This window comes from Hanamia caeni (genome assembly GCF_003721595.1).
Taxonomy (GTDB): Bacteria; Bacteroidota; Bacteroidia; order Chitinophagales; family Chitinophagaceae; genus Ginsengibacter; species Ginsengibacter caeni.
Genome location: NZ_RJJR01000014.1, coordinates 17,591 through 40,227, shown reverse-complemented (window position 1 = coordinate 40,227; position 22,637 = coordinate 17,591). Strand labels below are relative to the sequence as shown.

Annotated in this window: 21 protein-coding genes and 2 tRNA genes; 13 read left to right on the top strand and 10 right to left on the bottom strand. The window is 38.0% G+C overall.

The genetic code is table 11. The annotated features are described in order from the left end of the window. The first annotated feature begins 16 nt into the window (after positions 1-16). From coaBC to EFY79_RS16020, 5 genes are all read left to right on the top strand, one after another. Positions 17-1,210: a bifunctional phosphopantothenoylcysteine decarboxylase/phosphopantothenate--cysteine ligase CoaBC gene (gene coaBC / locus EFY79_RS16040; protein WP_123121881.1), complete on the top strand. Its 1,194-nt coding sequence runs from the start codon at positions 17-19 to the stop codon at positions 1,208-1,210. Continuing rightward, positions 1,203-2,120 carry a type IX secretion system protein PorD gene (gene porD / locus EFY79_RS16035; RefSeq protein WP_123121746.1) on the top strand — a complete coding sequence of 306 codons (918 nt, stop codon included), beginning with the start codon at positions 1,203-1,205 and terminating at the stop codon, positions 2,118-2,120. Before coaBC ends, porD begins: the two co-directional genes overlap by 8 nt. Next, positions 2,117-2,518 (top strand): DUF4296 domain-containing protein, encoded by a 402-nt coding sequence (locus EFY79_RS16030; protein WP_123121745.1) that lies wholly within the window; start codon positions 2,117-2,119, stop codon positions 2,516-2,518. The genes porD and EFY79_RS16030 overlap by 4 nt, the downstream gene beginning before the upstream one ends. Positions 2,519-2,586: 68 nt before the next feature. Continuing rightward, entirely contained in the window at positions 2,587-3,288 is a 702-nt protein-coding gene (locus EFY79_RS16025; protein WP_123121744.1) for a CoA transferase subunit A, read from the top strand. A gap of 60 nt (positions 3,289-3,348) precedes the next feature. Beyond that, positions 3,349-4,002, top strand: a complete 654-nt coding sequence (locus tag EFY79_RS16020) for a CoA transferase subunit B (RefSeq protein WP_123121743.1) — start codon at positions 3,349-3,351, stop codon at positions 4,000-4,002. 12 nt (positions 4,003-4,014) lie between these two features. Here EFY79_RS16020 and EFY79_RS16015 read toward each other — a convergent pair whose 3' ends face one another. The 3 genes from EFY79_RS16015 to EFY79_RS16000 form a co-directional block, all read right to left on the bottom strand. Then, entirely contained in the window at positions 4,015-4,671 is a 657-nt protein-coding gene (locus tag EFY79_RS16015) for a response regulator transcription factor (protein WP_123121742.1), read from the bottom strand. Between the two features lie 54 nt (positions 4,672-4,725). Then, on the bottom strand, positions 4,726-5,544 hold the full coding sequence (locus EFY79_RS16010; protein WP_123121741.1) for a sensor histidine kinase: 819 nt from the start codon (positions 5,542-5,544) through the stop codon (positions 4,726-4,728). 790 nt (positions 5,545-6,334) lie between these two features. Further along, on the bottom strand, positions 6,335-6,700 hold the full coding sequence (locus EFY79_RS16000) for a hypothetical protein (protein WP_123121739.1): 366 nt from the start codon (positions 6,698-6,700) through the stop codon (positions 6,335-6,337). A gap of 674 nt (positions 6,701-7,374) precedes the next feature. Between EFY79_RS16000 and EFY79_RS15995 the strand changes: the two genes are divergently transcribed. After that, positions 7,375-8,040: a response regulator transcription factor gene (locus EFY79_RS15995; RefSeq protein WP_123121738.1), complete on the top strand. Its 666-nt coding sequence runs from the start codon at positions 7,375-7,377 to the stop codon at positions 8,038-8,040. 13 nt (positions 8,041-8,053) lie between these two features. Here EFY79_RS15995 and EFY79_RS15990 read toward each other — a convergent pair whose 3' ends face one another. From EFY79_RS15990 to EFY79_RS15980, 3 genes are all read right to left on the bottom strand, one after another. Further along, positions 8,054-8,788: a lysophospholipid acyltransferase family protein gene (locus EFY79_RS15990; protein ID WP_233578036.1), complete on the bottom strand. Its 735-nt coding sequence runs from the start codon at positions 8,786-8,788 to the stop codon at positions 8,054-8,056. Between the two features lie 19 nt (positions 8,789-8,807). Then, positions 8,808-9,479 carry a uracil-DNA glycosylase gene (gene ung / locus EFY79_RS15985; RefSeq protein ID WP_123121737.1) on the bottom strand — a complete coding sequence of 224 codons (672 nt, stop codon included), beginning with the start codon at positions 9,477-9,479 and terminating at the stop codon, positions 8,808-8,810. Between the two features lie 65 nt (positions 9,480-9,544). Next, a tRNA-Arg gene (locus tag EFY79_RS15980) sits at positions 9,545-9,617 on the bottom strand. A gap of 227 nt (positions 9,618-9,844) precedes the next feature. On the opposite strand from EFY79_RS15980, the gene htpG reads away from it, so the two are divergent. Next, the gene (htpG, locus tag EFY79_RS15975; protein ID WP_123121879.1) at positions 9,845-11,698 is read left to right on the top strand and encodes a molecular chaperone HtpG; all 1,854 of its coding nucleotides are present in this window, start codon (positions 9,845-9,847) and stop codon (positions 11,696-11,698) included. Between the two features lie 73 nt (positions 11,699-11,771). On the opposite strand, the gene EFY79_RS15970 is transcribed toward htpG, so the two are convergent. Then, a tRNA-Cys gene (locus EFY79_RS15970) sits at positions 11,772-11,842 on the bottom strand. A gap of 127 nt (positions 11,843-11,969) precedes the next feature. Here EFY79_RS15970 and EFY79_RS15965 point away from each other — a divergent pair. From EFY79_RS15965 to EFY79_RS15955, 3 genes are all read left to right on the top strand, one after another. Next, positions 11,970-12,848: a nucleoside phosphorylase gene (locus tag EFY79_RS15965; protein ID WP_123121736.1), complete on the top strand. Its 879-nt coding sequence runs from the start codon at positions 11,970-11,972 to the stop codon at positions 12,846-12,848. Between the two features lie 98 nt (positions 12,849-12,946). After that, entirely contained in the window at positions 12,947-13,738 is a 792-nt protein-coding gene (gene dapF, locus EFY79_RS15960; RefSeq protein WP_123121735.1) for a diaminopimelate epimerase, read from the top strand. Continuing rightward, positions 13,738-14,181: an NUDIX hydrolase gene (locus EFY79_RS15955; protein WP_123121734.1), complete on the top strand. Its 444-nt coding sequence runs from the start codon at positions 13,738-13,740 to the stop codon at positions 14,179-14,181. Before dapF ends, EFY79_RS15955 begins: the two co-directional genes overlap by 1 nt. A gap of 146 nt (positions 14,182-14,327) precedes the next feature. Here EFY79_RS15955 and EFY79_RS21300 read toward each other — a convergent pair whose 3' ends face one another. After that, a complete protein-coding gene (locus tag EFY79_RS21300) occupies positions 14,328-14,636 on the bottom strand; it encodes a hypothetical protein (protein WP_148041946.1) in 309 nt (102 codons plus the stop codon). A 45-nt stretch (positions 14,637-14,681) separates the two neighbouring features. Between EFY79_RS21300 and EFY79_RS15945 the strand changes: the two genes are divergently transcribed. Continuing rightward, complete coding sequence (locus tag EFY79_RS15945; RefSeq protein WP_148041945.1) at positions 14,682-15,824, top strand: glycosyltransferase family 4 protein; 1,143 nt, start codon at positions 14,682-14,684, stop codon at positions 15,822-15,824. Between the two features lie 42 nt (positions 15,825-15,866). Here EFY79_RS15945 and EFY79_RS15940 read toward each other — a convergent pair whose 3' ends face one another. After that, a complete protein-coding gene (locus tag EFY79_RS15940; protein ID WP_123121731.1) occupies positions 15,867-18,251 on the bottom strand; it encodes a hypothetical protein in 2,385 nt (794 codons plus the stop codon). A 139-nt stretch (positions 18,252-18,390) separates the two neighbouring features. On the opposite strand from EFY79_RS15940, the gene murQ reads away from it, so the two are divergent. Further along, positions 18,391-19,203 carry an N-acetylmuramic acid 6-phosphate etherase gene (gene murQ, locus EFY79_RS15935; RefSeq protein ID WP_123121730.1) on the top strand — a complete coding sequence of 271 codons (813 nt, stop codon included), beginning with the start codon at positions 18,391-18,393 and terminating at the stop codon, positions 19,201-19,203. A gap of 110 nt (positions 19,204-19,313) precedes the next feature. Then, positions 19,314-21,101: an arginine--tRNA ligase gene (argS, locus tag EFY79_RS15930; RefSeq protein ID WP_123121729.1), complete on the top strand. Its 1,788-nt coding sequence runs from the start codon at positions 19,314-19,316 to the stop codon at positions 21,099-21,101. 26 nt (positions 21,102-21,127) lie between these two features. On the opposite strand, the gene EFY79_RS15925 is transcribed toward argS, so the two are convergent. Further along, positions 21,128-22,636: an MATE family efflux transporter gene (locus EFY79_RS15925; protein ID WP_123121728.1), complete on the bottom strand. Its 1,509-nt coding sequence runs from the start codon at positions 22,634-22,636 to the stop codon at positions 21,128-21,130. Position 22,637 lies beyond the last annotated feature (1 nt).

Genomic DNA, 22,637 nt, shown 5'->3' with positions numbered 1-22,637 from the left:
CAAATAAAACTTGCCTGTGCTCAAAGGAAAAAAGATATTGGTAGGAATTACCGGAAGTATAGCAGCATATAAATCTGTGATATTTGTTCGTTTACTGGTAAAGGCTGGCGCAGAAGTAAAAGTCATCATGACTGAAAGTGCGCAGGATTTTGTTTCGCCCCTCACCTTCAGCACGCTTTCTAAAAATAAAGTTTTACTGAATCTTTTTGATGAAGATAATTGGAACAACCACGTAATGCTCGGCCGTTGGGCAGATATTATTATAATTGCGCCTGCCTCATGCAACACGATTTCAAAAATGGCAAATGGAATTTGTGATAATCTTTTGCAGGCAGTATTTCTCAGTTCAAAAGCTCCGGTGGTGCTTGCCCCCGCAATGGATGAAGATATGTGGCACCATCCTTCTACCCGGAGAAATATTCAAAAATTAAAAGATGATGGCGTACATGTTTTGCCGGTATATAAAGGAGAACTTGCCAGCGGACTTTCGGGCGAAGGCAGAATGCCGGAGCCGGAACAGTTAATCAATTTTATCGAAGATTTTTTTATTTCAAAAAAAGATTTTAATGGGAAAAAAGCATTAGTAACTGCCGGGCCTACTCACGAAGCCTTGGATCCAGTCCGGTTCATTAGCAATGCTTCAAGCGGTAAAATGGGCATCGCCATTGCCAATGAGCTGGCGCAAAGAGGCGCCGACGTTCGACTTGTGCTCGGGCCTTCAAACGTAAAGCCATCTGCTAACGTAAAAATTAAGAATGTAATATCTGCAGAAGATATGTACCGGGAATGTATGAAGGATTTTGAATCCTATGATGTAATCATTATGGCTGCTGCAGTGGCTGATTATACTCCAAAAACAATAAGTGATAAAAAAATCAAAAAAGAATCAGATGCCTTTTCACTGGAACTAGTCAAAACCAAAGATATTCTTTTTGAAGCCGGAAAAAGAAAAAGCGCTAACCAGGTATTGGTGGGTTTTGCACTTGAAACCAATAATGAGAAAGAAAATGCGTTAAAAAAATTAAGGCAAAAAAATGCCGATCTTATTATCCTTAATTCAATGAATGACGAAGGTGCGGGATTCGGGCTTGACACTAACCAGGTTACGATTTTAGATAAAAGTAATAAGGAACACAGGTTTTCTGTCAAATCGAAAAAAGAAGTTGCTGAAGATATTGTAAACATCATTATTCAATATAAAAATGAATAAATATTTCCTGTTTTTTTTCTTATTATTTTTCGCAAAGCTAAGCCAGGCGCAGGAGTTGCGTGCCAGAGTCAGTGTAATAAGCAACCGTGTAAATAACACTGTGGATAAACAAACATTTACCAATCTGCAAACCGCGCTCAATGATTTCGTAAATACAAGAAAGTGGAGTAACGATGTTTTTAAAACCAATGAAAAAATTGATTGCAGCTTTCTTTTGAATCTTGAATCTACAGGCGAGTCAAATGTATATAAAGGTTCATTAACCATTCAGTGTGGCAGGCCGGTTTTTAATACTTCCTATGTGTCGCCGGTGATTAATTACCAGGACAACGATGTAACTTTTAAATACATTGATTTTCAGCAACTGGAATTTAATGATACAAGGGTTTCGGGTACAGATCCGCTGGTGTCCAATCTTACCGCCGTATTTGCTTATTGGATTAATATCATCCTCGGATTTGATTATGATTCCTTTTCCTTAAGAGGAGGAAATGCTTTTTTTCAGAAGGCGCAAAATATTGTGAACAATGCTCCTGAAGGAAGAAATATTTCAGGATGGAAACCTTTTGACGGAACGCGGAACCGGTATTGGTTAACAGAAAATTTATTGAATAGCAAGTATACGATTATCCACGATGCTATTTATGATTACTACAGGCTGGGTATGGATAAGCTTTATGAGCAGGAAGCCACCGCAAGGGGTAATATTTTGAACGTATTGAATATGCTGAATACCTTCAATGTTCAAAATTCAAATACCATGATTCTTCAGTTTTTTATGCAGGCAAAAACACAGGAACTGGTCCAGGTATTTTCAAAAGCTAATCCTACCGACAAAGCAAAAGCATTGGATTTATTGAAAAAGCTGGATATCAGCTCTGCAAGTCAATATGAAGAACAGCTAAAATGAGAAAAGCTATCATTTATTTGTTTACTGCAATTTGCTTCTTTTCATGCCGGTCTTCTGATAGAATACCGAAGAATATTATTAAGCCTGAAAAAATGAAAAGCATTTTGTGGGATGTGATGAGAGCCCAATCGCTTGCCCAGGAAATTGCTGCAAAAGACAGCACATTGAACTTAGCTGCTGAAACAAAGATTTTTTCCCAAAAAGTTTTTGAAATTCATAAAACGGATTCTGTGCGTTTTGTTCAAAGTTATAAATGGTATGTGAAACACCCGGAAACATTAAAGCTTATATTTGATAGCCTTTATGCACAAAAACAAAGAGCAAAAGAATTGAATTTATTGCAAAAGGAAAAGCAGGCTGGCCATCCCCTTGAAAATAAATCGCTGAAAATAAAATAGGCAACGGCAATCTGGTTGTGTCTGAAAAAGAACATTTATAAAGTAGAATTCAAAATAAAAGCTTCGGGATGAAAAAAGTATATAAAAATGCTGATGAAGCTATTGCTGATATCAGCGATGGAAGTACGCTCATGCTGGGAGGTTTTGGCGTTTGCGGCATTCCTGAAAATTGTATCAGCGCGCTGGTTAAAAAGGGAATTACCAATTTAACCTGCATTTCCAACAATGCCGGCATAGATGATTTTGGAATAGGATTGCTTTTGAAAAAAAAGCAGCTAAAAAAAATGATAGCATCCTATATTGGCGAAAACGCTGAATTTGAAAGGCAACTGTTGCATGGTGAACTGGAGGTAGATTTAATTCCACAAGGGACCCTTGCCACCCGCTGTTTGGCCACCGGCTATGGGATGCCTGCTATTTTTACGCCGGCCGGAGTAGGCACTGAAGTAGCAGAAGGAAAAGAATCCCGGGTATTTAATGGAAAAGAATATTTGCTGGAATATGCATTTGAGCCAGACTTTGCACTGGTAAAAGCCTGGAAAGGCGATACAGCAGGAAATCTTATTTATAAAGAAACCGCCAGAAATTTTAATCCGCTTATGGCAATGGCCGGCAAAATAACCATCGCGGAAGTAGAAGAACTTGTGGAAGCCGGAGAATTAGACCCAAATCAAATTCATACACCCGGAATTTATGTTCATCGCATTTTTAAAGGAAGCTTTTATGAAAAAAGAATAGAACAAAGAACAGTTCGCCAATTAGCTGATTAGCTAATTGGCTGTTGAATCCCAATTCGTTAATTAGCATATTATCGCATTAGCACATTAACCATGTTAGATAAAAATCAAATTGCTCAAAGAATCGCCAGGGAATTAAGGGATGGGTATTATGTAAATCTCGGAATAGGCATTCCCACGCTTGTTGCCAATTTTATCCCTGAGGGAATCAATGTTACCCTTCAATCGGAGAATGGTTTGCTTGGCATGGGGCCATTTCCATTCGAAGGCGAAGAAGATGCCGACCTAATAAATGCCGGCAAGCAAACTATCACCACTTTGCCGGGCTCTTCCTTTTTTGACAGCGCCATGAGTTTTGGAATGATTCGGGCTGGCAAGGTGCATTTAACTGTTTTAGGTGCAATGGAAGTAAGTGAAAACGGCGATATTGCAAGCTGGAAAATCCCCGGAAAACTGGTAAAAGGAATGGGTGGTGCAATGGACCTGGTAGCAAGTGCAAAAAATATTATTGTTGCGATGATGCACACCAACTCAAAAGGCGAGTCGAAATTATTAAAAAGGTGCCGCCTGCCGCTGACAGGGATTAATTGCGTAAAAAAAATTGTAACTAATCTCGCTGTGATAGAAGTTACCGGCGGAGGTTTTCGCCTTTTGGAAAAAGCCAGCGGCGTATCTGTAGAAGAAATAAGAAGTAAAACAGAAGGGAACTTAATAGTGGAAGGCGAAATCCCCGACATGCATTTTTAAGTTTTGCGGAAGCTAATCTATCAGGGAGTTCTTCATTGCAAAAAATACAAGACCTACAGAATTTTTTACGCCAAACCGTTCCATTAGCCTGTCTTTAATTGCTTCCACCGTTCTGGGGCTCAAGGTCATTTTTTGTGCAATCTCCTGGGCGGTATATTCCATACAAACCAAAGAAAGCACCTCTTTTTCCCGGTCGCTCACCACAATTTCACTGTTCAGGTTAGGATTAAACTTTTGCTTTGCGTAATTTTTTTTAATCAAAACACGGTTCACAAAATTATTGAGGTAAAATCCCGTGGTCATCACATCCATAATTGCCTGTTTAATTTCTGCTGGTTCTGTACTTTTAAGCAAATAACCGTTTGCCCCGCTTTCCATCAGATGCCCAACAAACCTTTCATCTTCAAACATGGTAAGTATAAGGATTCTTACGCGGGGAAAATGTTTATTAAGATATTTTGTCGTTTCAATTCCATCTTTAACCGGCATTTTCAAATCCATCAAAACAATATCAGGCTGTTCCTTTTCAATACCTTTTATCAGTTCTTCGCCGTTCTCAGCTTCCAGGATAAAATTGAAGTTGTGGTAAGATCTTAAGGAAAGAATTACCCCTTTCCTGAAGATTTGGTGATCATCCGCTATAGCTACTTTTATAGATTCGGGGGTCATATTTAACAGCTTAGAGGGAAAAGATAATAGAAAAAAAGATAAAATACAATAATTTTATTTATAAGGTAACCTCGGAACTTCTATAGTCACTTTATAGTAAGTATGAGTATTATCAATCTCAAAAGTAATTTTTCCTTTTAAAACTCTTATTCTGCTTTGGATGTTTTTTAATCCAAGCCCTGTGGATCCATGTTCCATTTTTTCAAAATCATGTTGCAATATACCCCTCCCATCGTGATGCAATCTGAAAAACACCGAATTCCCCTGGGCATTTTGCGTGAGATGAATGAAACCGGCGCTGCTGTGTTTAAGAATATTAGTTACCAACTCCTGTACAACTCTGAAAACTAATAATTCCTGCTCATCGGTTAATCTCTGCCTGTTATCATGAAACCTCGCGCTGGCATTAATAGAACCCGAGGCGTTTATTTTTTCAAACTGGTCTTTTATTGCTGCCTCCAGCCCAAAATTCTTTAAGGTTGGCGGCATAAGGCTGTGAGAGATATTCCTGATTAGCTGGATACTGTCGTCAATAATTTGTTTGGCGCTAAAGATAGCCTGCAGTTGAACTGCCGGCTCCTGGTGAATCATATTTTCATTGAGATAAAGACGGGCGGTTGCTAAAAGCGGGCCGGCGTCATCGTGCAAATCAGCCGCAATTCGTTGCCGCTCTTCCTCCTGGAATTGTATTGAAGCGCGCAATAACATTTGCTGCCTCTCCTCCTCCATTTTTTGAATTTGTTTATTAAACCGGATAACCCTTCTTTGGTGAAAAACCACTATTGAGACCAACGTAATGGCCATAAAAAACATGCCGAGAGTTCCCAGGATGAGCACACTCGAAACGCCTAAAGTGGATTGCAAAAAAGACATTAGTTCGGAAAGTTAACATTTTCTGAAATGAAAAGATCATCATCCAAATCAGGAATAGTGTTTTTTTGTTGGTTTACTGTATCGCTTAACTTCATAGTCAAAGCAATACTAAGTAAAACATTTTTTAGAAGATTGAAGGAGATATTAATAATAAAGTACTGGCCTCTGAAGGCCAGGTTATCTCGCATACTTTCAGCCAAAATATAAAGGAAAAAAGTACCCGAAAAATAAATAAGAAATGTGATTACAATCCAGAATTCAAATGTTGAATAAATAAATAAATTATTTGATTTTCGAAGAATAAGAAACAAATAAGAACTGCACAAAAACAAAACCAAGATACATTCAATGCCCATGGCAACTGAATCAAAGCCTTTGCCTTTATTGATAAAAACTAAGTCAATAAAATAGAATATTATAAAACAAAGCCACAAATATCGAATTATTCGTTTGACAAAACTCTCAGGAATTATTACAAATATGAAGAGGCAGAAAAAGGAAAATTCAAGAATAGTGAAAGAATAAAGTAATATTAAAAACGTTTCACTGTGAATGCTTTGAAGGTAAAAACCTAAACCTTCGTTGAATATGCAGTATAAGATATAAAATAAAATTACCCTCAGTGACTTCTCTTTGCTGCTTCTTTTATACAACAAATAGAACACCAAGGGTAGTGTGGTTGAAAAAATTCCTGTATATAATAATAGATATTTCAGAATGGCAGTTATATTTTCTTTCAAATATAACTACATAAATTAAAATCTATTGTTCAGGTTTGAAAATAGATCAATTATTTTTTACCATCCAGAAGATCCCAGTCAATGATAATCCTGTCAGCTACAATGCCATCATATTTTTCAATATCGCCGGTATTTGTAACTACTGAAAAGCTAAGGATATCTTTGCTATCAGCGTCAACGCCTGTGTAAACTAAATGCTCTTCATTGTTTGAAAGGCATTTGCGGAATCTGATTCCTACACATCCTGGCTGGCTTAATATCTGGTCCAAAATGTTACGGCCAATGTAATAGCCTGGTGTAGCTTCAGGGTTAGCTTCTCTGAAGTCATTTACCAGTTGGATTCCTTCTGCTAATCCGATTTCTTCTCCTACTTGAGCAAGATTTTTTGTTTCTGTTGCGGTTGTGATTGTGTTCATAACTGTAAGTTTTTGTTGTTTTTTAATATGGTTTATCTGAGTAATTCAGAGTGCTAACTTCAGACAAATAAAAATTATGTGCAACCGCTTATTTTATGACACAATTAATGTATTTTCGCTAAAACGTTGTACCATTAAGGGTTTCAGCGAAAATCAAACGTAAAATAACGTGGAAAAAATGCGTAGTATCACGATACATTTACCGTAAATTTACTATTCAGAAAATAGATTTTTACTCAGGTAATTATCTTTATTTTTTGCATTTTGGGAGATGGCCAGGCAAAAGTTGCCTGGATTTTGATTTGTAGTGTAGGTTCATTCGCCAACGACACTGTGTAAAATCAAGAATTGGATTTGAACCTGCTTTTGATTTAAATTATCTGCTGCAGGCGCGAAAATTACTTACACTTTTTGACGAATTCCCGGCAAAGATAATATAGTGAGTAAGAATTAAACAGAGCACATTTTCGCTTTTTTTTCCTTGAAAAAATACTGGTAAATAGTAAAAAAACGATAAGTCAGGAAGGAAACATTACCAGCGAATAAGATCGAAATTTTACGATACAATTTATGCAACAATATTTTTAATAATCAGATTAGCAAGCAGTAATATACTTTTTTAAATATTCGTTATTGTCACTATATTTACAATATATCCCTAAGATTTAAATTCAATGTCGCTATCTACCATTATTAAATTTGCTATTGCAGACGATCATAAAATTTTCAGAGACGGGATTAAAATGGCGCTTACACCCAGGGAAAATCTTAAATTACTTTGGGAAGCGGAAGACGGGAAAGATTTGATGCACAAGATGACCATTAAAAAGCCCGATCTAATATTGATGGATATCAGGATGCCTGAAATTGATGGAATTAATGCGATTGAGATGCTCCGTAAAGAATATGATAATCTTAAAATTATCGTCGTTTCCATGTATGACGACCAGCAAATGATAAGTAAAATGATGGAAATGGGAGCGAACGCTTATCTGACGAAGACAACCGATCCGGATGAAATTTATGAGGCTATCATTACCTGCATGAACGAAGAATTTTATTTTAACCAATTGGTGAATAAGGCGGTAATGGGGAAACTGATGCAGAAAAGAAACGTAAAAACTCAATACGGCCGCGAGCTTCCGGTAAATTTTAATGAAAAAGAGTTAAAAATTCTTCAGTTGTTAGGAGAAGATAAAACCACCGACGAAATTTCAAAGCTTATTTTCCTAAGCCCAAGGACAATAGAAACCATACGGCAAAATATGAAAAACAAGGTGGGCGCGAAGACAATCGGTGGCCTGATTATGTATGGAATGAGGAATAAAATGATTGAATAAACACTTTCCAACCTTACGATTTGCCATTTGCCACCAGCCAATCATTCATTACCCGGTGGGTTTTTTTCTTTAATAACAGAAAATCTTCATAATCGCCCGGCACAATAGTCGGTAAAAAGTGAATTTCAATTTTTCCCGGGCTGAAATAAAAGGCTTTTCCCGCGGGCAATATTTTTTTTGTGTTAAGAATAATAGCCGGAATTATAGATATTCCTGTTTCCCTGGCAAGTTTAAAGGCGCCATCATGAAATTCTTTTAAGGGCAAATTCGTTTTATTTCGCGTGCCTTCAGGATAAATACACATGTGCATTCGCATTTCAAGCACCCGTTTCATTTTTCTAAAACTATCCTGCCTGCTCTTTTTATCACTTCTGTCTACCAAAACAGAGCCGCGTTTATAGATAAGACCGAAGAGCGGAATTTTGGCCATTTCGGCCTTCGCAATCGTTTTGTTGGTTCCCGGAATAAATGGCGTTGAAACCGGTATGTCCAATAGTGAATTATGATTACAAGTAACGATATATACTTCGCCGGGCTTAAAATTTTCTTTACCAAATACCTTTAACCGGCATCCGGAAAGAAAAAAAAATACCTGCATCCACACTTTTGATATTTGCCGGAAATATTCAGTTCTTTTTGGTTCGGGATAAATACCTATAAACCATATTGGTAAATCAACGAGCAACATGGTTACCACAAAAATTATTAACGCCCATGCTGCGGTTATTCCAAAAATAAAATTCTTCAATATTTATTGGTTTACTGGATCATAATTTCCAATCAATGGGAGATTTGTGCTGCTTCATTAATAGTTCATTCGTCATCGAAAAATGCCTGCAGCCAAAAAAACCATTATTAGCACTGTATGGCGACGGATGCGCCGCTTTCAAAACAAAATGTTTGGTTTCATCTATCAGCGCTTGCTTTTCCTGTGCAAATTTGCCCCACAGCAAAAATACAATTCCCTCCTTTTCATCAGATATTTTCCTGATAACGCTATCTGTAAACTGGAGCCATCCAATTTTCGCATGACTGCCGGGTTCATTTTGACGAACCGTTAAAGAGGCATTTAACAATAGCACACCTTGCCTGGCCCATTTTTCAAGATTACCGCTTTCAGGAATATTAATCCCCAAATCGTTATGCAGTTCTTTAAAAATATTCACAAGTGAAGGCGGCTTTGGTACGCCATCGGGCACAGAAAAGCTTAGTCCGTGCGCCTGCCCTTTGTTGTGGTAAGGGTCCTGGCCCAGCAATACCACTTCCAACTTGTCAAAAGGCGTCTGTTTAAAAGCGTTAAATATCAAAGGTCCGGGTGGGTAAATTACTTTCCCGGTCGCCTTTTCCGCTTTTAAAAATGTTATAATGTGCTGGAAATAGGGTTTTTCAAATTCTTCTTTCAAAACCTTTTTCCAGCTTTCTTCGATTTGAACGTCCATTTTAAAATGCTTTGGAGGGAAATTAAGTTAAATGTCGAATGGAAAAAAATCTGAGAGAAAATGAGTGACCCCGGAACGACTCGAACGTTCGACCCACAGCTTAGAAGGCTGTTGCTCTATCCACTGAGCTACGGGGCCGCAGAAATAAGTAAAATATTTTAGCCGCAAAAAAGTTTTGCAAATATAACTGAATCATCTTGTGGTTTCAAAAATGAAAAGCTATCCAGGCAAAATAATCAATCGAAAAATATTGTGTCAACACGTTCATTTCCCTTACAGAAAAAAAGGACCGATATTGATGTCATGATGTCAGAAAGGCGGGAATGGCACCGCTTTTGCAAAACCCACCAATAAAAAAAGTACGTATGCAAAAAGGAAATATCAGAGTCCAAACGGAAAACATCTTTCCAATTATTAAAAAATTTCTCTACAGCGACCATGAAATTTTTATCCGTGAACTGGTAAGCAACGCAGTGGATGCTACACAAAAACTGAAAACGCTTGCAGCGAATGGAGAAGTAAAAGGAGATATAGGAAACACCGACATCCATGTAAAAATAGACAAGGATAAAAAGACACTAACGATTTCAGATAAGGGAGTCGGCATGACTGAGGAAGAGGTTGATAAATACATTAACCAGGTGGCTTTTAGCGGCGCAGAAGAATTTTTGGAAAAATATAAAGGTAAAAATGAGGCCAATATTATTGGCCATTTCGGGTTAGGATTTTATTCGTCTTTTATGGTGAGCGATAAAGTTGAGATTATTTCCAAAAGTTATAAAGAAGATGCCATACCTGTAAAATGGGAATGCGACGGCAGCCCTGAATATTCTTTTTCAACTGCTAAAAAGAAAGAACGTGGCACAGACATAGTGCTTTTCATCAATGAAGAAAGCAAAGAATTTCTGGAGCCGGACAGAATCAGGCATATGCTTGAAAAATTCTGCAGATTTTTACCTGTTCCCATTTTCTTTGAAGACAAGCAAATTAACAATCCTAATCCTGCGTGGACAAAAAAACCGGCTGACCTCACCGATAAAGATTACCAGGATTTTTATAAAGAACTTTACCCGTTCAGTGAGCCACCGCTTTTTTGGATCCATCTTAATGTAGATTATCCTTTCAATCTTACCGGGATTCTTTATTTCCCTAAAGTAAAAAGTAGTTTCGAAATTCAAAAAGATAAAATCCAGCTTTACAGCAACCAGGTGTATGTTACGGACGAAGTAAAAGACATCGTTCCTGAATTCCTGATGTTGCTTCATGGCGTTATCGACAGTCCTGATATTCCTCTCAACGTAAGCCGAAGCTATTTACAGGGCGATGCTAATGTAAAGAAAATCGGTTCCTATATCACCCGGAAAGTGGCCGATAAGCTGGAAGAACTTTTTAAAGAAAACAGGAAGTCTTTTGAGGAGAAATGGGACAGCCTCGGACTTTTTGTGAAATACGGAATGATAACCGATGATAAGTTTTTAGAGAAAGCCAACAAGTTTAATTTATTTGAAGATGCAGATGGCAGCAGATTTTATACGATGGAGGAATACAGGACAGCTACAGAAGCGCTGCAAAAAAATAAAGACGGCAAACTGATAATGCTTTATACAACAGATCCTATTCAGCAAAACAGCTTTGTAAAAGCGGCACAACAAAAGAATTATGTGGTAGTGAAGCTTGAAACGCTGGTGGATGCCGCATTCATCAACAACATGGAGATGAAGTGGAATGATGTTCAGTTTGTAAGGGTGGATGCTGACATTACAGAAAACCTGATTAACAAAAACGAGAATGACGAAAGTGTTTTAAGCAAAGAGGAAAACGAAAAATTGAAAGAACTGTTTAAAGTTGAGATTCCTGAATTGCATACCACCGTTGAAGTAAAAGGCTTGTCGAAAGAGTCGGCGCCGGTAATTGCGACGCGTCCTGAATTTATGAGGAGGATGAAAGATATGGCGATGAACGGCGGAGGCGGCATGGGCAGTTTTTATGGAAATATGCCGGAAGAAGTTACGCTGACCGTAAATGGTAATCATCCAGTATTTCAAAAAATTCTCGCAGAAAATAATAAAGACCAGCAGGAAAAAATGGTAAAAAGCCTCACCGATCTTGCTTTGCTTTCGCAGGGATTATTAAAAGGGAATGAATTGACTTCTTTTATCAACCGAAGTGTTGAAATGATGGAAGGAAGGCCAGTAAGTAAGATTATAACAGAAATATAATCGTTGCGCCTTTAAAAGAAAAGCTGTTTCAAAAGTGACACTCGTTTTGCTTCTGAAACAGCTTTGTATTTTGAGGTCCCGAGCGGATTCGAACCGCTGTGGAAGCTTTTGCAGAGCTCTGCCTAACCACTCGGCCACGGAACCCTCTATTTTTAAAGCGCACAAAAATAGGTAATTTTTACTTAGAACAAAGTTATTAACGCGGGCAAAAATCCGATTCATTGTTTATGAAGTAATTTTGCATTATTATTCACAATTTTTCAAAACCATCATGCAGCAGATTGCTGAATCAGAACTCATTATAAACGACCGCGGAGCTATTTACCACCTCGATGTTAAACCGGAAGAAATTGCGGAAAATATAATCACAGTAGGCGACCCGGCACGCGTGGAAGAAGTGAGCAAGCATTTTGACAAAATTGAATTTAAAAGGCATCACAGGGAGTTTGTAACGCATACGGGCTTCATCGGAGATAAAAGGATTTCAGTAGTAAGCACAGGCATCGGCCCCGATAATATCGATATCGTTTTAAATGAACTGGATGCACTTGTGAATATCAATTTTGAAAGCCGCACTATCAACGCCGTATTGAAACAATTAAATGTCATCAGGATAGGAACCTCAGGATCTTTGCAGGCAGATGTGCCGGTAGATAGCTTTGTTGCAGCCAGCCATGGGCTTGGCGTTGACAATCTTTTAAATTTTTATCTCCATGAAAATAATGAAGAGGAAAAACAAATTATCCATTATTTCAAAACACAAACACAGTTGCAAAGTACTTTTGGCGATCCTTACATTTCTTCAGCATCCATGCATTTGCTAAAGCATTTTGTAGACGGATACCACCAGGGAATAACGGTGACGTGTCCTGGCTTTTATGGCCCACAAGGCAGAGTTTTAAGGCTTGGCATCGCCTACCCGAATTTAATCGATCAACTTACTACTTTTCGATTTGGTGACCATCGCATCACTAATTTTGAAATGGAAACTTCAGCAATCTACGGGCTTGGCAAAGCGTTGCACCATCATTGCGTTTCTTTAAATGCAATCATCGCCAATAGGATTCAAAAAAATTTCAGTAAAGATTCGCCCGCATTAATTGAAAAATTAATTGTAAAATCTCTTGAAATTATTTCAGACAAATTATAAAAACATAACAGTAATGATGTTAGCCATGGAAAAATTTAATCTATTGAAATGCAATAGAGCTCAGCTTTTTTCTATAGTACATCACAAATATTATCAGAATGAAAATTAAATTTTATAAATACCAGGGATCAGGAAATGATTTTATTATCATAGACAACCGCGAAAAAGCAGGTGATAAATTAACTACGAAGCAGATAAATAAAATGTGCGACCGCCATTTTGGAATAGGTGCAGACGGCCTTATGCTGTTGAATGAAAAAGAAGGTTTCGATTTTGAAATGGTCTATTTCAATGCCGATGGAAATTTAGGTTCTATGTGCGGCAATGGCGGCAGATGTATCGTTCAGTTTGCTTCAAACATGGGCATCAAAAAAAATGAATACATTTTTTCGGCCAGTGATGGCACACATAAGGCTAAAGTTGACCTTGACAAACAGGTAAGCCTTGAAATGAAAGACGTTCCGGGAGTGGAATTTTCCCTGGATCATTATGTATTAAATACAGGCTCGCCCCATTACGTAAAATTTGTAACCGGCCTTGAAGATTTAGATGTGGTATCAGAGGGCCGCAAAATCCGAAACAACAAAGCATTTGTGACGGAAGGCATCAATGTAAATTTTGTAGAAACCATCGATGACGATCACATTTTTGTACGTACCTATGAGCGCGGCGTTGAAGATGAAACTTTAAGCTGCGGCACCGGCGTTACTGCATCAGCGTTGATAGCTGCGCACAATGAAAATGGATTCAACCGTGTAGAAGTTAAATCCAAAGGCGGAAATTTAAGCGTCGAATTCGATAAAATAAGCGATACAAAATTTACGAACATCTGGTTATCCGGCCCTGCAACTTTTGTATTTTCCGGCGAATATGAAATAAAAGCTTACTAATGTTTAACGTTAGAGTGTACGGACTGCTCATTAATGATAAAAATGAAATTCTGCTGAGCGATGAAATTATCAGGGGAAATTTTTATACCAAATTTCCCGGAGGAGGTATGGAATTTGGCGAAGGAACCATTGATTGCCTTATAAGAGAATTTAAAGAGGAATTGCAGATAGATGTCGAAGTGCTCCATCATTTTTATACAACCGATTATTATCAGCAAAGCTATTTTAATCCTAACGATCAGATTATTTCAATTTACTATTGTGTCAGTTGTAAGGAGGCTTTCGATATACAACAAATCAATTCGGAACAGGGCCGTTCAGAACAATTTCGTTTTGTCAATCTTTCTGATTTTGCGGAAGATAAGGTAAGCTTGCCGATTGATAAAACAGTTGCACGCCTGCTAACCGAAAACAAAAAACAGCAGGATAAAAATCCTGGTTAAAAGTTCTTTTACTGACCAATCAAAGCATCGCCCATGGCAACTTCCTTCATTTGTATGGCCACCTCATCACCAACAAAATGCTGAAAATCCGACGAATATTTTAGTTGGCTTATCCTTTAAAATTTTTTGGACCATCCAAAAATTATTTACAAAAAGAAGAAGTAATAAAATTCAAAAATCAGGAAACAAACATTTACGACAGAAACCCATACAGGCAGCACAACCATTTTTTTAACAGCAAAAATTATCACGTAAATAATGCACATCACCAGGTTAATTAAAATTGCTGAAAATCCAAGAATAACAATCAGATCCTTAAGAAAGGGCAATGAGACGACAGTGCCGGGAGTTCCCGTTACATCCTTTGCTGCTTCCAGCTTTGAGAAGATGACAAATAATAAAAAACAAAGGTTGCAGATGAAAGTAAACCGCGAAAAAAATGAAATCAATTTCATTTAAATAGTTTGTTTTGAAAAAATTCTCAACAAAATAATAGTAATTTGTCAGAATTATTTTTACCTATGGCAAATGTACTGAGTATTGTAACCTATAAAATTTTTCCGCCGAAGTTAGGAGGGCAAAAAGGAATTGCCTTGTTTAATCAATATTTTTCAGGTGAGGTAAATCTTTTCTGTTTTACGATTCAGGACAATGACCCTTCGGGCGTTTCTTATAAAGTTTATAATGAAATGGAAAACGGAAGCGGGCGATATGCCAACATTTTAAATTTTACCAAAATAAAAAAAATAATCAGGGAAAATAATATTTCAGTGGTAATAGTTGAGCATCCTTATTATGGCTGGATGGGACTGTTGTTAAAAAAATTTTGTAAGTTGAAGCTCATCATCCATTCACATAATATAGAATCAGAAAGATTCAAAAGGGCTGGAGAACGGTGGTGGAAAATTTTGTGGCATTATGAAAAATACGTTCACCGAAAAGCGGATTTTACTTTTTGTATCAATTCAAAAGATAGAAATTATTTTCATGAGCGGTACAAAATTCCTTTTGAAAAAAGCGCTGTGATTACCTACGGTATTTCGTGGAATACAATTCCTTCCGTCACAGAAAAAAAAGCGGCCAGGAATGAACTGCTGTCGAGATATTCCTTAACTACCGACACATATTTGTTTCTTTTCAACGGCACACTCGATTATTTTCCCAACCTGGCTGCCGTAAAAAATATTCTTTATAAAATCAACCCGCTTTTTTTAAAAAAACAAATCAGCTACAAAATAATTATTTGCGGCAAAGGCCTTCCTGCCGAAATGAATGAGCTAAAAAATTTTGAAGGCCAAAATATAATTTATGCAGGTTTTGTCGACGACATTACGGAATATTTTAAAGGCGCCGATGTGTTTATAAATCCTGTTCCCGAAGGCGGTGGCATTAAAACAAAATTAGTAGAATCGCTTGGATACAACATGAATGCGGTTTCTACCACAGACGGCGCAATTGGTGTAGACGAAAATATTTGTAACGGCAAATTGCTGCTATCGCCAAATGAAGACTGGCAGGCTTTTGCAGATAATATGGAAAAAAGCTTAGCCTCTTTCCCTGATATTACCTCAGCCTATTTTAATCATTTTTATTGGAAAAAAATTGCAGCCAAGGCAGCAACGATTGTGAGAACCCTGGAATAAAAAAATTGTTTAAAAGTTTGTTTACTGAAAAACGAATTTTTTTTATTCCATCATTTGTTCAATATGAGCAAGGCGTCCGTCCTTTGTCATTCCTTCAATTATGACGCGGAAAGATTCTGTTACATCATTATTATAAAACTTCAGCAATACTTTATTTTTTCCCGGAACTGTTACTACAGAAGGGTTCCAATACAGCGTACTTCGCAAATCCTTCTTCTCATTTTCTTCATTGAACGAATCATAATCAGGTGAATAAAATTCCCTTATCATAGTGTAACCGCTAACGGTATTATTTGAAAGTCCCTTACCGGGTTCCTGCTTTTCATCACCTCCTTTGCGGGTATAGATTGCAATGCCGCCGCCACTACCGCCGCCTGCAGCGCCCATAAACGGAGGAGAAAAAACTTTTACATAAGCAATATCATTCACCGGGATTGAGGTAAGCATATCCGACGTAACAGGCATTTCATCAAGGAACAGCGAAGGACTGCCGCCGCGCCAGGAAAGGCTGGGCGGGTTTTGGGTAGCATTTATTTGCAAGCCTGCCACCTTTCCCTGCAGGTATTGAAAAATATTGAGCGCCGATGCCGCAAAAGGATCATTTACCAAATCAAATTCGTGTGCATCGCCTCCGCTAAACATTCCGGATGTATATCTTTTGTCCATCTCATCCAGCGTGGATTTTGGCTTCGCTTTTATATTTACGGTTGCAAGCACTTTGCCTTTGTAATATTCCAGCTCGCGTTGCAGAGCATCATTCAAATGGATCTGATAACTGTTGCCGGTAGTATCCGCCGCATGATTGAAATCCATTCCCGAAGCGCTGGCATTATTTGAAAATGGCAAAAGCTTGTTAGCCAAAAATTGCACACTCACATTATCAAGGCCACTGTTTTTTCCTAACTGGTAATAAATTCTTGCCGTATCGAAAAGAATAAGCGAAGGATCATTAAAGCTACCGTCAGGCTTCACCGGCACTGTAAAAATCTGTGTTCCCAGGTTTTTTCTATTCACCATCAGCACAATTTGTTTGGCGAGTTCTAACTGAATAGGCGTGGCTCCATAAATTTTACCGGATATTGATAAATACGATGTATCGCGCTGGTATTTGATTTCAGGAAATTCGCCTGCTACAAGCTTTTGCCAGTTGAACCTGCGCCAGCCATGTGTAAGCATTATTAAATCGAGCTGCTGTGCCAGCGAATCGCTGTTGTTGGAAAAATAATAAGCGGGCTCGTATACATTTCCTTTCAATTGGCCCGAAAGCAGAAGATGGGAAATAATGTTATCCGATGAGTCGGTGCCAATTGCAGCATCCGTTACTGCCACAGATAAATTAGCTGAAAGGCTGTCTGGAACCTCTATTTCTATTTCATTTTTAGCACGCTTATTTAAGCCCCAATGCTTTACGGTCATCGTTGGTTGAAATTGTGCTTCATCATTGTTCACATAGGTGATGCGCTCAGCCAGCGGAATCCAATTTTCATCGAAGACGGTGATGGTTAAAATGCCGGTGGGCAAAGCTTCTGTAGGAATAACGCCCTGTGTAATTCCATTAGTAAATTGCTTCGTAATATTAAAAACCGGCTGGTGATATTCAGTGCCCACAATATGAACGGAAGATATTTTAGCAACATCTCCGGGAGCCACCGCCACTAAAAAATTTCTTTTAGTGCCCGCAAGCGCTATTTGCAGAGAAACGCCGGATTGTTTTACAGCAGGCAGAGGCGTAGTGTGTTGCGCGCCTTTTTCATCCTGCCAATAAGCAGTGTATTTATCATTTTGCTGTGGCATCAAATAAAAAAATCCCATGCCGCTGTGCACTGCTTCCAGTTTGGCAATCGATTCGCCTTTCCCATTTTTTATTTCCCCTTTAATATTCACCGGCTTTCCAAATTGATCATTTGCTTTAAAAGCAATTTTATTATTGATACCGTTGATGATATCGCCACCTTCGGGAAAAAATTCAAGCTCTGGTTTAATTGCAATTTTATTTGCATGAGAAACGGAATCTGAAAGTATCCTTAGATCTTTATTGTATAAAAATGCTGAATCAAAATTCAGCATCCATTTGGTATACGATTTTACATGAAGAAATTTTCCTTTATAATCATCAGGGATTGTAAACTGGCCAAAAGCAGTTCCATCCTGCACAGGGCTAATCGTATGCAACAATAACTTCCCATCCTCATCTGTCCAGTCAACATAAACCGATTTGCTATTCTCTGCCGGAAAAATGGTCTGCATCATATAAAGCTTGAACCAAACCGTTTCTCCGGCTGCGTAGGCAGATTTATCATAATGCAAATAAATTCTTTCGGTGGTAAATTTATTTGCGTAGGTTTCCAGGTTTTTCTGAAAATTTTGAGCAACCGCACACGATATGGAAAGGAAAAAAAATATAAACGCGGCAACCAGTTGTTTCATTTTGAAATCGTTACATTAAAAAATTAAAGCGCTGTAATTTAATGCAAGTATAGAATTGCGCCAAAGAACAAAATGTTTTTAACAGGATAATACGATACGGAACAATCTAATTATTAAATTAGTTTTGCATAAAAAAAGAATGGCTTTTAGAAAAGTTACCGAGGAACCATCCAACCACCGTCATCTTGAAAAAATGACGGTTGCAGAAATTATCAAAAATATAAATGAAGAAGATATGCAGGTGGCACCGGCCGTTACAAAAGCTTTGCCTGAAATGGAAAAGCTGATCTCGGTTGTTGCGGAAAAAATGATTGATGGCGGACGGCTGTTTTATATTGGCGCCGGCACCAGCGGCCGCCTCGGCATTTTAGATGCCAGTGAGTGTGTGCCTACTTATGGCGTTCCCAAAGGTCTTGTTGTTGGCATTATTGCAGGCGGCGACAAAGCCATCGTTGACCCTGTTGAGAATGCTGAAGATAATACAGAGCAAGGCTGGAAAGATTTGCAACAATACAACGTAAATGATGCAGATGTGGTAATTGGCATCGCCTCCAGCGGCACTACACCCTATGTAATCGCCGCATTAAAAAAATGTAAAGAAAATAATATTGTTACCGGCAGCATTGCCTGCAATCCAGGTTCGCCAATAAGCGAAGTTGCCGATTTCCCTGTTGAAATCATTGTCGGACCTGAATTTGTTACAGGCAGCACAAGGATGAAAAGCGGCACTGCACAAAAAATGGCCTTAAACATGATTTCCACAGCAGCTATGATACGTATGGGCCGTGTGGAAGACAACAAAATGGTGAACATGAAGCTTACCAATCAGAAAATTGTGGGAAGAGGCGCCCGCATTCTGATGGAAAAAACAGGAATTAAAGATGAAGCCACTGCCCGCGCGCTTTTGCTAAAATATGACAGCGTAAAAAAAGCCATAGAACATTATAAATAATGCGCTGTCAATTCTAAATAAAAAAAACGAATATTTGTTTACCTACCGTCAGGCAGGTTCGTTTACTAACCCAGCAATTGCTCTTTTCAAAATTGTCAATATTTTTTTTCATGTCTTTTTCTTCGTTTATACAATCCGTCGCCATCAACAGCCTGTCAAAGATTTCCGGGCAAACATTTACTTCTGATGATTTCCAGATAAATGAAACCAGGCCTGAATTTGAAGGCGATTATACGATAGTGCTTTTTGCACTTGTAAAAAATTTAAAGAAAGCTCCTGAAAAGTTAGGAGCAGAATTAGGCGAACAAATGTTGAAAGATTATCCTGGTTTTTTTTCCGGATATAATGTTATCAAAGGATTTTTAAATCTCGTTGTTAGTGAAAAACAGCTCACTACTTTTTTGTACGAAAACTATAATGATGAAAACTATGGTAAAAAACCTTTAAATCATCAAAGAGTGATGGTGGAATATTCTTCTCCCAATACCAATAAACCATTACACCTCGGGCATTTAAGAAATAATTTTTTAGGATGGAGCGTGGCTGAAATTTTGAAAGCCAACGGAAATGAAGTAGTAAAAACTTCTATCATAAACGATCGCGGAATTCATATCTGCAAAAGCATGCTTGCATGGGAAATGTTTGCCAATGGCGCCACACCTTCATCTACTCACACCAAAGGAGATCATTTTGTGGGCGATTATTATGTAATGTTCAATGATGAGTACAGGAAAGAAGTGAACGCCCTTGTTGATTCAGGAATAAAAAAAGAAGAGGCCGAAAAAGAAGCGCCCATTATGAAACAAACGCAGCAACTGCTGGTAGAATGGGAACAGGGAAATCCTGAAGTCAGAAATTTGTGGTCCACAATGAATGGCTGGGTGTATAAAGGTTTTGACGAAACTTATAAAAGGATCGGAAGTGATTTCGACAAAACTTTTTATGAAAGCCAAACCTATCTGCTGGGCAAAGATTTCGTTAAAGAAGGCCTTATGAAAAAAGTTCTTTTTCAAAAAGAAGATGGAAGTGTGTGGATTGACCTCTCTGATGAAAACCTGGATGAAAAGCTGGTATTAAGGAGCGATGGAACCTCCGTATATATTACGCAGGATATAGGCCTCGCAATAGAAAAATTTGAGCAATACCATCTTGATAAAAGTATTTATGTGATTGGCGATGAGCAATTGTATCACATGAAAGTGCTGAAAGAAATTATCAGGAAGCTCGGAATGCCATTTGCAGATAAAATTTATCACCTCAGCTACGGAATGGTTGAGCTCACTTCCGGCAAAATGAAAAGCCGCGAAGGAACGGTAGTAGACGCCGATGATCTTATCGACGAAATGGTTGCTACCGCCGAAGAGCATACCACGGAACTAGGCAAGGTCAATGATTTCTCAGAAGAGGAATTAAAACAACTGTATGAAACGCTTGGCCTTGGTGCAATGAAGTTTTATCTTTTAAGAGTAGACCCAAAAAAAAGAATGATTTTTAATCCTGACGAGAGTATCGATTTTCATGGATTTACCGGCCCTTTTGTTCAATATACCTACGCGCGCATTCAATCTATCTTAAGAAAAACAGGACAGGAAGATTTGGCAATTATAAACAACAATTTTTCAGAAAGTCTTTTTCCTTTAGAAAGGCAACTGATTATCATGTTGGAAAAATATGGAAATATTATTGCAGAAGCGGCGGATGAAATGAACCCTTCGGTTATTGCGAATTATGTTTTTAACCTCGCCAAAATTTATAATTCCTTTTATACCGAACATTCGGTGGCCAATGCTGAAACAGATGAAAAGAAAAATTTTCGTGTAGCCCTAAGCGTTATGACAGCCAACAATATAAAAAGTGGTCTGCAATTATTGGGAATTAAAGCGCCTTCAAAAATGTAAGACACAAATCCGGAAGATATTCTTTACTATCTATCTTTTTTCTTTAGCATCCTACTTTTCATATTAATCCATACTGATAAAATATCCGGTGTAAGATTAAAATAAACAATCGCTGCAACGTAGAATGCAATAAACACAAGGCTTCTCAAAATGATCGCTATAATGCCGTGCATGTTAATAAAGGAAAAATAACAAACGCCATAAATGAAGAATGCCCATAGCACTACAAAAATTGTTTTCCTGCTAAAGGGATGCATGTTGAATTTTCTTTTTAAAAAAAGAATACGGATAGTATTGTAAACCGAATAAGAAATTACTGCAGAATAGCCGGCGCCGATAACGCCATAGTGTTTCACCAGGTAATAATTAAGCGGCACCGCCAGCGATAACAAAATCATTCCACTGATAAATTCGAACCGCCAGAAAACCGACGTGCCAATAATTTGCGAATTAACGCCCGTTCCCAAATCAATCACTCTTGCAATTCCAAGGAAGAAAAAAATCCATACAGATTCAATATAAGCGGGCTTGAGCTTAAAAGTTTGAACCGCGTCCACATAATTAAGCCAGATCATTAAAAATATTCCGAGCGATACAATTAATAAATTAATTCCTGAACGCTGGTAGATAACATTGATCTTTTCATAATCTTTATTTTTCCAGGCCCTTGATAAGACGGGAATGGAAGCCGCTACTGCACCGCGTTGTGGCGCCTGCACCAATCCGGAAATCACAAAAGCAAATCCGAAAATCGCAACTGAATCTGTTCCCAAAAGCGAAGCAATAATAATGTTGTCAATAAACATGGCTATGGTAAATATGGTACTTCCCACATACACCAGCGAAGCCATTGTGGCAATTTTTTTATAAAATCTTTTCGTAACCCGGCTAATAGTAAAGGTGATATAAAACTCCTTTTTATAGATAAGATAAACTAACAATACAAGGGCAACAACTCCATAACTGAACGCATATAATTTGATGAAGCTATCAAAATCATCAACAACCTGAAAGCTTACTAAAAAAATTAAAGCGAGGATTACTGCCCTGAAAAAAAACTCGCGCAGGAAAGTAGTAAAAACTGATTTACCCATATTCCAGGCAAATACTTCAAGAATAGAAAATATTAAAAGCGAAAAACCAAAAGGAAAAATCCAAAAATAATAGGTAACAAGTTCAGGAGAATTGCTTCCGAATTTCCGAATCACCAAATCTTTAAACACAATGCCCGCAAGGATTACAAAAACAAATCCAATCAGGCTGACGACTAAAACCCACGTAAGAAGATCATTATTTTTTTTGGGAAGATTATCATCGTAATAAGGATAAAATTTGTAAATCACAGAAACCATCCCCAGGTTGGCGAAGGCATACATCATGTTGCCGACCGCGATAAAAATAATTGTCAGCCCATATTCCGAAGGCGTAAAAAAAGAACCCTGCCTTGTAAATAAATAGGTATTCACAAAGCCGATTAAAAAACCAGCATACACAAAAATGGTGGAAACAATACCCTGCTTTCTTACGTGTGACATG

Coding starts and splice junctions, on each gene's coding strand:
- EFY79_RS16010 (WP_123121741.1), bottom strand. CDS start 5,544: ATGTCTTTTTTGCAATCCACTTTAGGCGTTTCGAGTGTGCTCATCCTG.
- EFY79_RS16000 (WP_123121739.1), bottom strand. CDS start 6,700: ATGAACACAATCACAACCGCAACAGAAACAAAAAATCTTGCTCAAGTA.
- porD (WP_123121746.1), top strand. CDS start 1,203: ATGAATAAATATTTCCTGTTTTTTTTCTTATTATTTTTCGCAAAGCTA.
- EFY79_RS21300 (WP_148041946.1), bottom strand. CDS start 14,636: ATGAAATTGATTTCATTTTTTTCGCGGTTTACTTTCATCTGCAACCTT.
- EFY79_RS16030 (WP_123121745.1), top strand. CDS start 2,117: ATGAGAAAAGCTATCATTTATTTGTTTACTGCAATTTGCTTCTTTTCA.
- ung (WP_123121737.1), bottom strand. CDS start 9,479: ATGGACGTTCAAATCGAAGAAAGCTGGAAAAAGGTTTTGAAAGAAGAA.
- argS (WP_123121729.1), top strand. CDS start 19,314: ATGTCTTTTTCTTCGTTTATACAATCCGTCGCCATCAACAGCCTGTCA.
- EFY79_RS15940 (WP_123121731.1), bottom strand. CDS start 18,251: ATGAAACAACTGGTTGCCGCGTTTATATTTTTTTTCCTTTCCATATCG.
- htpG (WP_123121879.1), top strand. CDS start 9,845: ATGCAAAAAGGAAATATCAGAGTCCAAACGGAAAACATCTTTCCAATT.
- dapF (WP_123121735.1), top strand. CDS start 12,947: ATGAAAATTAAATTTTATAAATACCAGGGATCAGGAAATGATTTTATT.
- EFY79_RS15925 (WP_123121728.1), bottom strand. CDS start 22,636: ATGTCACACGTAAGAAAGCAGGGTATTGTTTCCACCATTTTTGTGTAT.
- EFY79_RS15955 (WP_123121734.1), top strand. CDS start 13,738: ATGTTTAACGTTAGAGTGTACGGACTGCTCATTAATGATAAAAATGAA.
- EFY79_RS16015 (WP_123121742.1), bottom strand. CDS start 4,671: ATGACCCCCGAATCTATAAAAGTAGCTATAGCGGATGATCACCAAATC.
- EFY79_RS15995 (WP_123121738.1), top strand. CDS start 7,375: ATGTCGCTATCTACCATTATTAAATTTGCTATTGCAGACGATCATAAA.
- EFY79_RS16020 (WP_123121743.1), top strand. CDS start 3,349: ATGTTAGATAAAAATCAAATTGCTCAAAGAATCGCCAGGGAATTAAGG.
- EFY79_RS15965 (WP_123121736.1), top strand. CDS start 11,970: ATGCAGCAGATTGCTGAATCAGAACTCATTATAAACGACCGCGGAGCT.
- murQ (WP_123121730.1), top strand. CDS start 18,391: ATGGCTTTTAGAAAAGTTACCGAGGAACCATCCAACCACCGTCATCTT.
- EFY79_RS16025 (WP_123121744.1), top strand. CDS start 2,587: ATGAAAAAAGTATATAAAAATGCTGATGAAGCTATTGCTGATATCAGC.